This is a genomic window from Kineococcus sp. TRM81007 (assembly GCF_022669155.1).
Classification (GTDB): domain Bacteria; phylum Actinomycetota; class Actinomycetes; order Actinomycetales; family Kineococcaceae; genus Kineococcus.
Window position 1 is genome coordinate 98,941 of sequence record NZ_JALBVB010000060.1, and the last position, 14,343, is coordinate 113,283.

A 14,343-nucleotide genomic window follows, 5' to 3' on the forward strand; every position below is an offset into this window, starting at 1 on the left:
CGTCGTGGGGCCCGCGGCGCGCTCGCCGCGGGCCGGTCGAAAGCTGCCGGTCACTCGCTGCCGGCGGTGGCCCCCGGCGACGCCGGGCGAGCGTACTGAGGGCTCGAGACGGCGTGCAAGGCGGTCACCCGGACCTCCTCGGCGGTCTCCACCGACAGTTCCGCACTCAGCTGCCGCAACGACTCCCGCACCCCGCCGGGGATGTCCAGCGCGGTGGCGACGGTCTGGGGGTCGCCGACGACGCGCACCTCGTACGGCGGGGTCAGCAGCGTGCCGTCGACGACCACGCCCGCCCCCGCGCCGGCGGGCGGCTCCTCGAAGGCGGTGCTCGCCACCACGCGCACGTCGCCGACCTGGATCGCCTCGGCGCCGGCGTCGCGCAGCTCCTGCACGAGGCTGACGAACGCGGCCGCCCCCACCTCCCCGGCCGGATCGGCGATCGTCGCCGTGATGCCCGGACCGACCGCCGGGACGGTGCCCGCCAGGAGCCCGAGCTCCAGCGCGCGCTGCTCGGCGGCGCGCGCCGCGGCCTCGGCCGAGTCGCTGCCGGCGGTCAGCTCCGAACGGGTGCGCTCCAGCTCGCGGACCTCCTCGGCGAGCCGGTCGCCGCGCTCCCCCGCGTCGTCGAGGATGCGCACGAGGTCGCTCTCGCGCAGGTCCGCCAGGCCCGCCACGTCGGTCTGGCGCACCTGCACCACGACGCCGAAGCCGAGGGCGGCGCACAGCACCCCGGCCAGCAGCTGCGCGCGCGTGGCGCGCGGGCGCGCGGCGCGCCACAGGCGCCGCCACGGCGAGGCCGCCGGCCGCGCGCCGGGCGGGCGGGGTCCCGGTTCGCCGCTCACGCCCGGGAGCCCCACGCCTCGGACCTCACGCCTCGAACCTCACGCCTTGAACAGGTGGCGGCGGATGGCGGCGGCGTTGGAGAAGATGCGCACCCCCAGCACGACCACGACCCCCGTGGACAGCTGCGAACCCACCCCCAGCTGGTCGCCCAGGTAGACGATGAGGGCGGCCACCACCGCGTTGGACAGGAAGGAGACGACGAAGACGCGGTCGTCGAAGATGCCGTCGAGCACGGCGCGCACACCGCCGAAGACGGCGTCCAGCGCGGCGACCACGGCGATCGGCAGGTACGGCTGCAGGAACACCGGGACCTCCGGGTGCAGCAGCACCCCGGCGACGATGCCCACCAGCAGCCCCACGGCCGCGATCACGGCGGTCCCCCTCCCGCGTCCGCACCGGCCGTCGCGCCGGTCCCCGGCACCGTACCCGCCGCCCCGGTGCCCCCCGCGCCGTCCGGCGGCGCGGCCGCGCGCAGCTGCAGTCGCGCGGCCGCGGGCAGGGTCGAGGCGTCCTCGCCGGAGCGGGCGCGCACCTCGACGCCGATGCCGTAGTTGTCCTCCAGCACCTGCAGGTAGCGCCCGGCGACCGAGGAGGCCAGGCGGGTCTGCAACCCCACCGGGTCGCCGATCGCCGTGACCCGGTACGGCGGGGTGAGGGGCCGGTAGTCGACCAGGACGGCCTCGCCCGCGGCGCGGATCGACGACAGCGAGGACAGGCGCAGCCCGTTGACGGCCACGGCTTCCGCACCGGCCTGCCAGAGACCGTTGACGAGCAGCTGCAGGTCGCGGTCGACGACCCGCCCCGAGGAGGCGGACGCGGCGGTGGGGTCCGGTGCGGCGTCGCGCAGGACGACCTCCACGCCCGGCCCCGTCACCGGCACGGCGCCGGCGGCCACCGCCAGCGCGTCGGCCCGGGCGCCGGCGACCGCGGCGGGCGCCCCGCCGAGGCGGGTGGCGAGCTCGGCGTTGGCCGCGCGCAGCCGCGCCGCCCGCGCGGCGAGGTCGTCGGCGCGCTCGGTGGCGGCCCGGACGCGCTCGAGCAGGCCGGCGCGTCCGCGGTCGGCCTCCGGGGCGCCGGTGGCCGCGCGCACACCGGCCACCGCGAGCAGCACGCCCACGGCCAGGGCCGCCAGCGCGGTGAGCGCGCGCGGCCGGCCCGGGCGGGTGTCCCCCGCGGCCCGGCGACGCTCGGCCGCGGCCGCGTACCCGGGGTCCAGGGGCCGCTGCATGACCTCGGTCAGCAGGCTCATGCTGGCGTCCGGGCGCACCGGCCCCCCCGCGCCCGGCGGGGCGGGCGGGCGGCTCACCCTCCGCCCGCCCGCTCCGCGCGCACCAGGCCGGCCACCTGCTGCAGGTAGAGCACGCCGGCCCACCAGTACAGGCCGGCGCCCCACAGCGCGAACGCCCAGCCGAGGGGGCCTGCCACGCCCGACAGCGCGGGGCTGACCTCGCCGAGCAGCAGCAGCGGGAAGGCGTACAGCAGGCAGAACGTGCCCGCCTTGCCGAGGAAGTGCACCTGCAGCGGGCCGTGGCCCACGCTCGCCAGCACCGGCAGGGTGCAGGCCATGACCACGTCGCGGGCGACGAGGACGGCGACCAGCCACCACGGCACCAGCTCGCGCCAGGCCAGCCCGAGCAGCGTGGTGAAGATGTACAGGCGGTCGGCGAAGGGGTCGAGGACCTGACCGAGGCGGGTGACCTGGTTCCACCGCCGGGCGAGGTGGCCGTCGAGGTAGTCGCTGGCACCGCTGACGGCCAGCACCAGCAGGGCCCAGCCGTCGTGGCCGCGGGCGATGAGGACGGCGAAGACGGGCACGAGCAGCAGGCGCAGGAAGCTGAGCACGTTCGGCAGCGTCCAGACCCGGTCGCTGACCCCCTGACCACCCGCCGTCACCTGCGCACGCCCCCCTGTGGTTGTCTTCGACTCCGCCGCGCCGCCACGAGCGCGTCGACGGGCACCTGTCGGCCGGTGCTGGCAGGGTACGGCCCTGCCGCTCCCGAAGCGTCGGGGCCGGTCGCAGGACGCTCCAGCACGGGGCGGATCGCTTCGAACGAGAGGGTCGACACCCCATGCGCGTGCTCGGCGTCAACGCCGTCTTCCACGACCCCGCCGCGGCTCTCGTGGTCGACGGCGAGGTGGTCTTCGCCGCGGAGGAGGAGCGCTTCAGCCGCCGCAAGCACGGCAAGCGACCCGTGCCGTACTCGACGTGGGAGCTGCCCGAGCTGGCGATCAAGCACGCCCTGGCGGCCGGCGGCCTGCGCCCGGAGGACCTCGACCTCGTCGGCTACTCCTACGACCCCTCCCTGGTGCTGCCGAGCTCCGAGCTGGACCTGGGCGACCCGGACGACGCGATCCGCACCCGCTACGCCGAGCGCGCCGCCGAGGCGCTGGCCACCGCCCTGCCGGGGCTGGACCCGGCGAAGGTGCGCCACGTGCCCCACCACGTCGCGCACGCCGCCTCGGCGGCGCTGGCCTCCCCGGAGGCCGCGCGCGAGGGCGGCTGCAGCGTGCTGACGGTCGACGGGCGCGGCGAGGCGGTCTCCTCGCTGGCCGGGCGCTACCGCGGCGGGTCCCTGGAGGTGCTGGCCAGCCAGCGGCTGCCGCACTCGCTGGGCCTGCTGTACGAGTCGCTGACCGCGCACCTGGGGTTCCTGCACTCCTCGGACGAGTACAAGGTCATGGCGCTGGCCTCCTACGGCAAGCCCCGCTTCGCCGACGAGCTGGCCGAGTTCGTGCACGCCACCGGGGACGGCGGTTTCGTCGCCCAGGCCCCGGACTGGTCGCGGTGGGCGCCGCGGCTGCTGGACGGCGAGCAGTGGGACCCGCGCCGCGACACCGACCACGCCGACCTGGCCGCCAGCGTGCAGGAGGTCCTGGAGCGCACCCTCGTGGACGTCGCCACCTGGCTGCACGGGACGACGGGCGACAAGGTGCTGGCGATGGCCGGCGGCACCGCCCTGAACTGCGTGGCGAACTCCCGCGTCTGGCGCGAGTCGCCGTTCGAGGAGGTGTTCGTGCAGCCCGCCGCGGGCGACTCGGGCACCGCGCTGGGCGCCGCGCTGCAGCTGGCCGCCGACGCGGGCGACACGATCGCCCCCATGCACGACGCCGCTCTGGGCCGCTCCTGGAGCGACGAGGAGCTGGCGCAGTGGCTGCGCACCGCGCGCCTGCCGTTCACCACCCCCGAGGACCTGGCCGGCGAGGTCGCCGACGTGCTGGCCGCCGACGGCGTCGTGGCGTGGTTCGACGGCCGGGCGGAGTTCGGCCCGCGCGCGCTGGGGCACCGCTCGCTGATGGCGCACCCGGGGAAGAAGGAGAACCTCGAGCGCCTCAACGACGTGAAGGGCCGCGAGCAGTTCCGCCCGGTGGCGCCGATGGTCCTCTCGGAGCGGGCGCGGGAGATCTTCTCGGACGGGCCGTTCCCCAGCCCGTACATGCTCTTCGTGCACGAGGTCGCCCCCGAGTGGCGCGAGCGCATCCCCGCCGTCACGCACGTCGACGGCACCGCGCGCATCCAGACGATCGACGACGAGCGCACCCCGAAGGTGGCGGCGCTGCTGCGCGCGTTCGAGGAGCGCACCGGCCTGCCCGTCGTGGTGAACACCAGCCTGAACACCGCCGGCCGCCCGATGGTCGACGACCCGCGCGACGCGCTGGAGCTGTTCGGTTCCGCACCGGTGGACGTGCTGGTGCTCGGGCCGCACCTGGTGCGACGCAGCACGTTCGCCACCGGCGCGGACGCCGGCGCGTGACGCCCGCCGAACCGGCGTTCTCCGTCGTCGTCCCCACGGTCGGCCGGCCGAGCCTGGACGTCCTGCTGGGCACGCTGGCCGCCCAGCGCGGGCCGCGGCCGGAGCTCGTCGTGGTCGTCGACGACCGCCGCGGCCGCGACCGCGCGGACGACCCGTGCGAGGCGGCCTGCGCGCGGGCCCGCGGGCGCGGTCTGCCGGTGCGGCTGGTGCGCTCGGGCGGGCGCGGGCCGGCCGCAGCCCGCAACGCCGGGTGGCGCCGCACGGCGACGGAGTGGGTCGCGTTCGTCGACGACGACGTGGAGCTGCCCGGCGACTGGTCGCAGCTGCTGGTGGCCGACCTCGCTGCGGCGCCGGAGCGGGTGGCCGGGGTGCAGGGGCGGATCACCGTGCCGCTGCCGGCGGACCGGCGCCCCACCGACTGGGAGCGCGGCACCGCCGGCCTGGCGGACGCAGCGTGGATCACCGCCGACATGGCCTACCGGCGCAGCGCCCTGGAGGAGGTCGCGGGTTTCGACGAGCGGTTCCCGCGCGCCTTCCGCGAGGACGCCGACCTGGCGCTGCGGGTGCTCGCCGCGGGGTGGGAGCTCGTGCGCGGCGCGCACGGCGCGGTCCACCCGGTGCGCCCGTCGGACGACCTGGCGAGCCTGCGCCAGCAGCGCGGCAACGCCGACGACGCGACGATGACGGCGCTGCACGGGCGCGACTGGCGCGAGCGCGCGCAGTCGGCGGTGGGCCGCCTGCCCGGGCACGTGGCCACGACCGCGGCCGCCGCCACCGCGCTGGGCGCGCTCCTGGGCCGGCGCCCCCGGCTGGCGGCCGGCGCCGCCCTGGCCTGGGCGGGCCTGACGGCGGAGTTCGCCTGGCGGCGGATCGCACCGGGCCCGCGCGACGCCGCCGAGGTGCGCCGGATGCTCGTCACCAGCGCGGCGATCCCGCCGGCGGCGGTGTGGCACCGGGTGCGCGGTGAGCTGCGCTGGCGGCGGAACCCTCCCGCGCCGTGGCCGCCGCCGGTGCGCGCGGTGCTCTTCGACCGCGACGGCACCCTCGTGCACGACGTGCCCTACAACGGCGATCCCGACCTCGTGGAGCCCGTCGACGGTGCCGCGGAGGCGCTGGCGCGGGTGCGCGCGGCGGGGTTGCGCACCGGGCTGGTCACCAACCAGTCCGGCGTGGCGCGCGGGCTGCTCACCCGCGAGCAGGTCGACGCCGTCAACGCCCGCGTCGCGCGGCTGCTCGGTCCCTTCGGCACGGTGCAGGTGTGCACCGACGGGCCGGACGAGCCGTCCTCGCACCGCAAGCCCGAACCGGGCATGGTCCTCGACGCCGCCCGGCGGCTGGGGGTGCTGCCGGCGGAGTGCCTGCTGATCGGGGACATCGGCGCCGACGTGGAGGCGGCCCTGTCCGCGGGGGCGCGCGCGGTGCTCGTGCCCACGCTCGTCACGCGGCCCGAGGAGGTCACCGCGGCTCCGCTGGTGGCCACCACGCTCACCGAGGCGGTGGAGGTGGCGCTGACCGCGGCGGGCGGCACCGGGAGCACCTCGTGAGGATCCTCGCCGCGCGCCTGGACAACGACGGCGACGTGCTGCTGACCGGCCCCGCGGTGCGGGCGCTGGCAGCGGCCGGGACGGTGGACGTGCTGGCCTCCCCCTCGGGTGCCGGTGCCGCGCGGCTGCTGCCGGGCGTGGCGGACGTGCTGGTGTTCGACCCGCCGTGGAGCGGGTTCTCCCCCGCCCCCGTGGACGCGGACGCCGTGCAGGACCTCGTGGCCCGGGTGCGCGGGGGCGGCTACGACGAGGCCGTGGTGTTCACCTCCTTCCACCAGAGCCCGCTGCCGCTGGCGCTGCTGCTGCGGCTGGCCGGGGTGCGCCGGATCAGCGCCACCAGCGAGGACTACCCCGGTTCCCTGCTGGACGTGCGGCACCGCCGCGAGGGCACGCAGCGCGCCGACGTCGGCGAGGCCGAGGCCGCGCTGGACCTGGCCGCCGCGGCGGGGTTCGGGCTGCCGGCCGGTGACGACGGCCGGCTGCGCGTGCTGACGACCGCCGCGCCGCCGGACGGGCTGCCGGACTCCTACGTGGTGGTGCACCCGGGCGCCTCGGTGCCGGCGCGCGCACCGCTGCCGGGGCAGGCCGCCGGGATCGTGGAGGCGCTCGTGCACGCCGGGCGCGACGTCGTCGTCACCGGCGGCCCCGGGGAGCGGGAGCTGACCGCCGCGGTCGCGGGCGGCCGCGCGGTGGACCTGGGCGGGCGCACCGACCTGCCGGGGCTGGCAGCGGTCCTGGCGGCGGCGGAGGCCGTGGTGGTGGGCAACACCGGCCCGGCGCACCTGGCGGCGGCCGTCGGCACACCCGTGGTCTCCCTGTTCGCGCCGGTGGTGCCGGCCGCGCGGTGGGCCCCGCACGGGGTGCCGCACGTGCTGCTGGGCGACCAGAGCGCGCCGTGCCGCGGCACGCGGGCGCGCGAGTGCCCCGTGCCGGGGCACCCCTGTCTGGCGGGCGTGAGCGCCCGCGAGGTCGTGGCGGCCGTGGACGCGCTGGCACCGCCGGTGCCCGGGGCGGTCGTGGAGGAAGCGGTGCGGGGGAACGCCCCCGCGGGAAGGACGTCGTGAGGGTCCTGGTCTGGCACGTGCACGGGTCGTGGATGACCGCGTTCGTCTCCGGTGCGCACGAGTACCTGCTGCCGCTGGTGGACGACCGCGGCCCGGACGGCCGCGGGCGCGCGCGCACCTGGGACTGGCCGGCGAGCGCCGTCGAGGTGCCGGTGGCGGACCTGCGCGAGGCGGAGTTCGACGTCGTGGTGCTGCAGCGCCCCGAGGAGCTGGAGCTGGTGGAGCGCTGGACGGGCCGCCGGCCCGGGCGGGACGTGCCGGCGGTGTACGTCGAGCACGACGCCCCTCGAGCGGGTGCCGCGGACAGCCGGCACCCGCTGGCCGACCAGCGCGCGGTGCCGATCGCGCACGTGACGGGCTTCAACCGCCTGTACTGGGACTGCGGCGACGCCCGCACCACCGTGGTCGACCACGGCGTGATCGACCCCGGCCACCGCTACACGGGCGCGGCCGCCTCGGTGGCCGCGAGCGTCAACGAGCCGGTGCGGCGCTGGCGCGTGGCGGGCACCGACGTGCTGCTGCGGGTGGCCGAGGAGGTGCCGGTGGCGCTGCACGGCATGGGGGTGCGCGCGCTGGCCGAGCGGGTGGCGGGCACCCCGGCCGGGGCGGGCCTGAGCGTGCACGAGGACCTGCCGCAGGCGCGGCTGCACGAGGCGCTGGGCGCGCACCGCGCCTACCTGCACCCGTACCGCTGGACGAGCCTGGGCCTGTCGATGATCGAGGCCATGATGATCGGGATGCCGGTGCTGGCGCTGCCCGCCACGGCGGCGCCGGAGGCGGTCCCGCCGTCCGCCGGGGTGCTCTCCAGCGACCCGGAGGTGCTGATCGCCACCGCCCGCCGCTGGCTGGCCGACCCCGCGGAGGCCCGCGAGCGCGGGGAGGCGGCGCGCCGCCACGCGCTGGCGGCGTTCGGGGTGGAACGCTTCCTGGCGGACTGGGACCGACTGCTCGAGGAGGTGGTGGCATGACGGCCCCTGCGGAGACCGGCGTCACGCGCGCGCCGCGGCGGATCGCGATGGTGTCCGAGCACGCGAGCCCCCTGGCGGTGCTCGGCGGCGTGGACGCCGGCGGGCAGAACGTGCACGTGGCGGCGCTGGCGTCGGCGCTGGCCGACCGCGGTCACGAGGTCGTGGTCTACACGCGCCGCGACGCGGTGGACCTGCCGGCGCGCACGCTGCTGCGGCCGGGCGTGGAGGTCGTGCACGTGGACGCCGGACCGGCCGGCCCGGTGCCCAAGGACGACCTGGTCCCCTTCATGCCCGCGTTCGCCGAGGCGCTGCGGGCGGAGTTCGCGCTGCGGCGGCCCGACGTGGTGCACGCCCACTTCTGGATGTCCGGCACGGCGGCGCTGCCCGCGGCGCGCGAGCACGGCGTGCCGGTGGTGCAGACCTTCCACGCCCTGGGCAGCGTCAAGCGCCGCTACCAGGGCAGCGCGGACACCAGCCCGCCGGAGCGGCTGGACGCCGAGCGGCGGCTGGCCCGCGACGTGGACCTGGTGATCGCCACCTGCCGGGACGAGGTCGCGGAGCTGCGCGCGGCGGGGGCGCCGCCGCGCCGGGTGCAGGTCGTGCCGTGCGGGGTGGACACCGCGCGCTTCGCGGCGCCGGGCGAGGTGCCGGCCGACGTGGTCGGCCCGCGCCGGTCCGGGTGCCGCACCCGGTTGCTGAGCGTGGGGCGGCTGGTGCCGCGCAAGGGCGTGGAGGCCGCGGTGCGGGCGCTGGAGCTGCTGCCCGACGCCGAGCTCGTCGTCGCCGGCGGTCCGGCGGCGCACGACCTGGACGGGGACCACGAGGCGGTGCGCCTGCAGAAGGTCGCCGTGGAGCTGGGCATCGCGGACCGGGTGCGGCTGGTGGGGCGGGTCTCCCCCGCCGAGCTTCCGGCGCTGCTGGCCTCGGCGGACGCGCTGCTGGCCACGCCCTGGTACGAGCCGTTCGGCATCGCGGTGCTGGAGGCGATGGCGGCGGGGGTGCCGGTGGTGGCCTCCGCGGTCGGCGGGATGCTCGACACCGTCCGCGACGGCGTCACCGGCCGGCTGGTGCCGGTGGACGACGGGGGGCGGGTGGACCCGGTGCAGCTGGCGTCGGCGGTCCGCGCGGTGGTGGAGGACCCGGCGGTGGCGGCGCGCCTGGGCGCGGCGGGCCGGGAGGTCGCGGTGGAGCGCTACGACTGGGCGCGGGTGGCGGCCGCCACGGAGTCGGCGTACGAGCTGCTCCTGGAGGAGGGCACCGGTGCCGTGGGCACCCGCGCGTACGTGCGCGAGCACGTCGCCGAGCTGCAGGGGGTGCTGAGCGCGCTGGAGCGGCAGGCGGACCGGCTGGACCGCTGGGGCCGGGAGCTGGTGCGGGTCGTCGACGGCGGTGGCCGGTTGCTGGTGGCGGGCAACGGCGGAAGCGCCGCGGAGGCGCAGCACCTGACGGCGGAGCTGGTGGGGCGGTTCATGGGTGAGCGGCGGCCGCTGTCGGCGATCGCGCTGCACGCGGAGACGTCGACGGTGACGGCCATCGCCAACGACTACGGCGTGGAGGAGGTCTTCGCCCGCCAGGTGGAGGGGCACGGGCGCCCGGGCGACGTGCTGCTGCTGATGTCGGCGAGCGGGCGCAGCCCGAACCTCCTGCGCGCTGCCGAGCGGGCCCGCGAGTGCGGGCTGCGGGTGTGGGCGATGACGACGTCGGCGCCGAACCCGCTGGTGGAGCTGTCCGACGACGCGGTGGTCGTGCCGGGACCGTCGACGTCGGCGGTGCAGGAGGGGCACCTGATGGCGGTGCACACGCTGTGCGTGGCGGTGGAGGCGCACCTGCCGGCGGCGCGCGGGACGCGTCCGCTGGACCTGACGGCCGTGGCGGCGCGGGAGGAGAGCGCGTGAGCGCGCACGGGGGCGCCCGGGTGGCGAGGCGGGTCGTGGTCGTCGGCGACGTGCTGCTGGACCGCGAGGTCCTCGGCGGGGTGCACCGGATCGCCCCGGACGCGCCTGCGCCCGTGGTGGACGTGACGGAGGTGCGCGAGTCGCCCGGCGGCGCCGGTCTGACGGCGCTGCTGGCCGCGCTGGACCCCTCGGTGGAGGTGGTGCTGGTGGCACCCCTCGCCGCGGACGAGGCCGGTGCGCGGCTGCGCGGGCTGCTGCGCGGGGTGGACGTGGTGGCGCTGCCGCACGCCGGCGGTACGCGGCGCAAGTCGCGGGTGCGCGCCGACGGGCAGGTGCTGGTGCGCCTGGACGACGGCGGCCCGGGCACCCCCGAGCTGGACGGCGACGCCGTGGAGGAGGCGCGTGCCGCGCTCGCGGCGGCGGACGTGGTGCTGGTGTCCGACTACGGCGCGGGCACCACCCGCGATCCGCGGCTGCGCGCCCTGCTCGGCGAGGCGGCGCAGCGGGTGCCGGTGGTGTGGGACCCGCACCCGCGCGGCGGGGCGCCGGTGCCGCGGTGCGCGGTGGTGACGCCGAACCTCGCCGAGGCGCGCGGGGCGCTGGCCGCGCACCACCTGGACAGCGCCTCCCTGGGGCCGGACGAGGTGGCCGCCGAGCTGCGCACCCTGTGGGACGCGGCGGCGGTGTGCGTGACGGCGGGTTCGAGCGGGGCGTACTGCGCGGTGGCGGGCAGCGAGGCGCTGCACCTGCCGGCGTCCCCCGCCACGGGAGACCCGTGCGGGGCGGGCGACCGGTTCGCCGCGAGCACGGCCGTGGAGGTCGCGCGCACGGGTGCGCTGTCCCCGGCGCTGGCGCGGGCGGTGCGCGACGCCTCGGCGTGGGTGGCCGCGGGCGGCACGAACGGGTTCTTCGCGCCGGCACCGGCGCCCGTGCACCGGCGCCCGGCGGGGTCGAGCCCGGCGGAGGTGGCGGCGCGGGTGCGTGCCGCCGGCGGCACGCTGGTGGCCACGGGCGGCTGCTTCGACGTCCTGCACGCCGGGCACGTGGGCTGCCTGGAGGCGGCGCGCGGCCTGGGCGACGCCCTGGTGGTGCTCATCAACTCCGACGACTCCGTGCGCCGGCTGAAGGGCCCGGGGCGTCCCGTGGTGGGTCAGGCGGACCGCGAGCGGGTCCTGCGGGCGCTGGCCAGCGTGGACGCGGTGGGCGTCTTCACCGAGGACGACCCGCGGGCGGCGCTGGCGGAGCTGCGGCCCGACGTGTGGGCCAAGGGCGGCGACTACGGCGGTGCGGAGCTGCCGGAGGCGGAGCTGGTGCGCAGCTGGGGCGGTCGGGTGGTGCTGCTGCCGTACCTGGACGGGCGCTCCACCACGTCGATCCTGGCGGCCGGCGCGGGACACCCGTGAGGGTCCCCGGCGAGGTGCGCGAGCTGACCGGTGCCGACCTGCTGGTGCTGCGGGCGCTGGGGCTGGGCGACCTGCTGGCGGGCGTGCCGGCGCTGCGCGGGCTGCGGCGGGTGTTCCCGGAGCGGCGGCTGCTGCTGGCGGCACCGGCCGGGATCGGCGGCTTCCTGCAGCGGCGCGGCGTGGTCGACGAGGTCCTCGTGACCGCGGGGCTGGAGCCGCTGGCCGCGAAGGGGTGCGGGCACCTGGCGGTGGACCTGCACGGCAACGGCCCGGCCAGCCGGGAACCGCTGGCGGCCACGAGCCCGGAGGCCCTGCTGGGTTTCCGCACCGACGGCCACCCCGACGGGCCGGAGTGGGTGCGTCACGAGCACGAGGTGGCGCGCTGGTGCCGCCTGGTGGCCGCCTGGGGGGCTGACTGCGGGCCGGAGGACCTGCGGCTGCGCCCGCTGCCGCCGGCGCCGGTGAGCGGGCCGGTCGTGGTGCACCCGGGTGCGGCGTTCGCGTCCCGCCGCTGGCCGGTGCAGCGGTGGGCCGCCGTGGTGGGTGAGCTGACCGCCGCCGGGCACGAGGTGCACGTGACGGGCACCGCGGACGAGGCGGGTCTGGGGGCGGCGCTGGCCGCCGCGGGTGCGGTGGACCGCTGCGGCGCCCTGGACCTGGACGGCCTGGCGGACCTCGTGGGCTCGGCGCGCCTGGTCCTGTCGGGCGACACCGGCACCGCGCACGTGGCCACCGCCCTGGGGGTGCCCTCGGTGCTGCTGTTCGGCCCGACCCCGCCGCACTGGTGGGGCCCGGCGATCGACGCCGACCGGCACGCGGTGCTGTGGCACGGCGACCCGGCGGCCACCGACTACGTCGGCGACCCGCACGGCGCGGACGTGGACCCGACCCTGGCGCGGATCACCGTCGCGGAGGTCCTGGACGCCGCCGCCGGGTTCCTCGCCGGCTGAACCCTTCGCCCGGGCTCCGGCACGGGGCGGGGTGGCTGGTCGGTGGCGGGTGCTGCGGCCGGCTCTCCGCCCGCTGCCGGGTGCACCGGCTCCCCCGGGTGCGTCGGGCGGGCTCCGGACGCCGGCCTCCGCACCCGCCACCTCCCTCACGACGTCACCTCGCAGCGCGCGCACTCGTGCCCCCTGCCCCGTCCCGCGGNAGGAAGTTGCAACTTCCTTGATCACCGCAGTCTTGTCGCTACGCGGGCACGGCTTTGCGGAAACCTGCTCGGCCCGCGGACGAGGTGGGGCTGGCGGGTGGAGGGGTGCCCCGGTCGGCGGGCGTCCGGAGCCCGCCGCCCGTGCCCGGGAGAGGCGGTGCACCCGGCAGCGGGCGGAGAGCCCGACGACCGGGGCACCCCGCCACCCGGGCGCGAACCCGGCCGAGGCGCGAGACGAAACCCTGAGCCGACCTCAGGTGCCGCAGAAGGTCCGGTAGGCGCCGAAGTCGGGCGGGGCGGGGGCGGCGTAGCGCTCCAGGCCGGGGCGCTCGACGAAGGGGGCCCGCACGACGTCCAGCAACTGCTCGAAGGGGGCGAGGTCACCGTCGGTGGCCGCGGCGAGGGCCTCCTCGACGAGGTGGTTGCGCGGGACGTAGACGGGGTTGACCCGGTCCATCGCGTCGGCGTCCGGGCCCAGCGCGCGCCAGCGGCCCAGCCAGTCGTCCAGTGCTGCGGCGTCGAGGAAGTGGCGGTGCAGGGGCCCCGCGTCGCCCCGGGCGGCGGCGGCGAGCGCGCGGAAGGACGAGGTGAGGTCGACGCGGTCCGCCTGCAGCAGGGTGAGCAGCTCCTCAGCCAGCGGCCGCACCACCTCGCCCGGGGTGCCGGGCAGGCCCAGCTTGGCCGCCGCCCCGGCCGTCCAGGCGGCCTGGTACTCGTGGCGGAAGTCGCCGAGGGCGTCCTGCGCGAGCGCGACCGCCTGCTCCTCGTCCTCGTGCAGCAGCGGCAGCAGGGCCTCGGCGAGGCGGGCGAGGTTCCACTGCGCCACGGCGGGCTGGTTGCCGTAGGCGTAGCGCCCGCCGTGGTCGATGGAGCTGTAGACGGTGGCCGGGTCGTAGGCGTCCAGGAAGGCGCAGGGCCCGTAGTCGATGGTCTCCCCGGAGATGGTGGTGTTGTCGGTGTTCATGACGCCGTGGACGAAACCGACGAGCATCCACCGGGCGACGAGGCGCGCCTGGGCGCGGGCCACCGCCTGCAACAGGGCCAGGTGCGGGTTCTCGGCCGAGGCGGCCTCGGGGTGGTGCCGGCTGGTGGCGTGCTCGGCCAGGCGCCGCAGCAGGTCGAGGTCGCCGGTGGCGCGGGCGTACTGGAAGCTGCCGACGCGCAGGTGGCTGCTCGCCACCCGGGCCAGGACGGCGCCGGGAAGCGGCTCCTCGCGCCGCACGGTGCGACCGGTGGCCACGACGGCCAGGGAGCGGGCGGTGGGGATGCCCAGGGCGTGCACGGCGCTGCTGACGAGGTGCTCGCGCAGCATCGGCCCGAGGGCGGCCAGGCCGTCGCCGCCGCGTGCGAACGGTGTGCGTCCGGAGCCCTTCAGGTGCAGGTCGCGCAGCCGGCCGCCACGGTCGGTGAGCTCGCCCAGCAGGAGCGCGCGCCCGTCGCCCAGCCGCGGCGAGAAGCCGCCGAACTGGTGCCCGGCGTACGCCTGCGCCACCGGGGTGGCACCGGCGGGCACGGCGGTGCCCGTGAGCAGCCGCACCCCGTCGGGGCTGCGCAGCCAGCCGGGGTCCAGGCCGAGGTCGGCGGCCAGGTCCTCGTCCAGGGCGACGAGCCGCGGGTCGGGGGCCTCCTCGGCCCGCCACGGGACCGCCATCTCCGGCAGTTCACGGGCGAAGCGGTCCCCGAGGACCACGGGGCTGGCGGGGGCGACGCTCACCCCGTCGACC

12 protein-coding genes are annotated in these 14,343 nt (G+C 78.0%); 7 read left to right on the forward strand and 5 right to left on the reverse strand.

Annotation, left to right across the window (positions count from 1 at the left end; genetic code table 11):
- Positions 1 to 50: 50 nt before the first annotated feature.
- The 4 genes from MN205_RS22195 to MN205_RS19630 are packed head-to-tail and all read right to left on the reverse strand — an operon-like array spanning position 51 to position 2,694.
- Complete coding sequence (locus MN205_RS22195) at positions 51 to 842, reverse strand: DUF881 domain-containing protein (RefSeq protein ID WP_242130132.1); 792 nt, start codon at positions 840 to 842, stop codon at positions 51 to 53.
- Between the two features lie 39 nt (positions 843 to 881).
- Complete coding sequence (locus tag MN205_RS19620) at positions 882 to 1,214, reverse strand: small basic family protein (RefSeq protein ID WP_242130133.1); 333 nt, start codon at positions 1,212 to 1,214, stop codon at positions 882 to 884.
- Positions 1,211 to 2,092, reverse strand: coding sequence for a DUF881 domain-containing protein (locus tag MN205_RS19625; protein WP_242130134.1), 882 nt, complete (start codon positions 2,090 to 2,092; stop codon positions 1,211 to 1,213). Before MN205_RS19625 ends, MN205_RS19620 begins: the two co-directional genes overlap by 4 nt.
- Before the next feature lie 53 nt (positions 2,093 to 2,145).
- On the reverse strand, positions 2,146 to 2,694 hold the full coding sequence (locus MN205_RS19630) for a CDP-alcohol phosphatidyltransferase family protein (protein WP_255820867.1): 549 nt from the start codon (positions 2,692 to 2,694) through the stop codon (positions 2,146 to 2,148).
- 218 nt (positions 2,695 to 2,912) lie between these two features.
- On the opposite strand from MN205_RS19630, the gene MN205_RS19635 reads away from it, so the two are divergent.
- The 7 genes from MN205_RS19635 to MN205_RS22210 are packed head-to-tail and all read left to right on the forward strand — an operon-like array spanning position 2,913 to position 12,419.
- Complete coding sequence (locus tag MN205_RS19635; RefSeq protein WP_242130136.1) at positions 2,913 to 4,595, forward strand: carbamoyltransferase C-terminal domain-containing protein; 1,683 nt, start codon at positions 2,913 to 2,915, stop codon at positions 4,593 to 4,595.
- A complete protein-coding gene (locus MN205_RS22200; protein WP_242130137.1) occupies positions 4,592 to 6,139 on the forward strand; it encodes an HAD-IIIA family hydrolase in 1,548 nt (515 codons plus the stop codon). Before MN205_RS19635 ends, MN205_RS22200 begins: the two co-directional genes overlap by 4 nt.
- On the forward strand, positions 6,136 to 7,203 hold the full coding sequence (locus MN205_RS21315) for a glycosyltransferase family 9 protein (RefSeq protein ID WP_242130138.1): 1,068 nt from the start codon (positions 6,136 to 6,138) through the stop codon (positions 7,201 to 7,203). The genes MN205_RS22200 and MN205_RS21315 overlap by 4 nt, the downstream gene beginning before the upstream one ends.
- Positions 7,200 to 8,171 (forward strand): glycosyltransferase, encoded by a 972-nt coding sequence (locus MN205_RS19650; RefSeq protein ID WP_242130139.1) that lies wholly within the window; start codon positions 7,200 to 7,202, stop codon positions 8,169 to 8,171. The genes MN205_RS21315 and MN205_RS19650 overlap by 4 nt, the downstream gene beginning before the upstream one ends.
- Positions 8,168 to 10,066: a glycosyltransferase gene (locus MN205_RS19655; protein ID WP_242130141.1), complete on the forward strand. Its 1,899-nt coding sequence runs from the start codon at positions 8,168 to 8,170 to the stop codon at positions 10,064 to 10,066. Before MN205_RS19650 ends, MN205_RS19655 begins: the two co-directional genes overlap by 4 nt.
- Positions 10,063 to 11,469 (forward strand): PfkB family carbohydrate kinase, encoded by a 1,407-nt coding sequence (locus MN205_RS22205; RefSeq protein ID WP_242130143.1) that lies wholly within the window; start codon positions 10,063 to 10,065, stop codon positions 11,467 to 11,469. The genes MN205_RS19655 and MN205_RS22205 overlap by 4 nt, the downstream gene beginning before the upstream one ends.
- Entirely contained in the window at positions 11,466 to 12,419 is a 954-nt protein-coding gene (locus MN205_RS22210; RefSeq protein WP_242130145.1) for a glycosyltransferase family 9 protein, read from the forward strand. The genes MN205_RS22205 and MN205_RS22210 overlap by 4 nt, the downstream gene beginning before the upstream one ends.
- 453 nt (positions 12,420 to 12,872) lie before the next feature.
- On the opposite strand, the gene MN205_RS19670 is transcribed toward MN205_RS22210, so the two are convergent.
- Positions 12,873 to 14,333: a YdiU family protein gene (locus tag MN205_RS19670; protein WP_242130147.1), complete on the reverse strand. Its 1,461-nt coding sequence runs from the start codon at positions 14,331 to 14,333 to the stop codon at positions 12,873 to 12,875.
- Positions 14,334 to 14,343 lie beyond the last annotated feature (10 nt).

Excerpts from the sequence above, each read along its gene's own strand:
- MN205_RS19625 (WP_242130134.1), bottom strand. The coding sequence starts at position 2,092 with ATGAGCCTGCTGACCGAGGTCATGCAGCGGCCCCTGGACCCCGGGTAC.
- MN205_RS19635 (WP_242130136.1), top strand. The coding sequence starts at position 2,913 with ATGCGCGTGCTCGGCGTCAACGCCGTCTTCCACGACCCCGCCGCGGCT.
- MN205_RS19655 (WP_242130141.1), top strand. The coding sequence starts at position 8,168 with ATGACGGCCCCTGCGGAGACCGGCGTCACGCGCGCGCCGCGGCGGATC.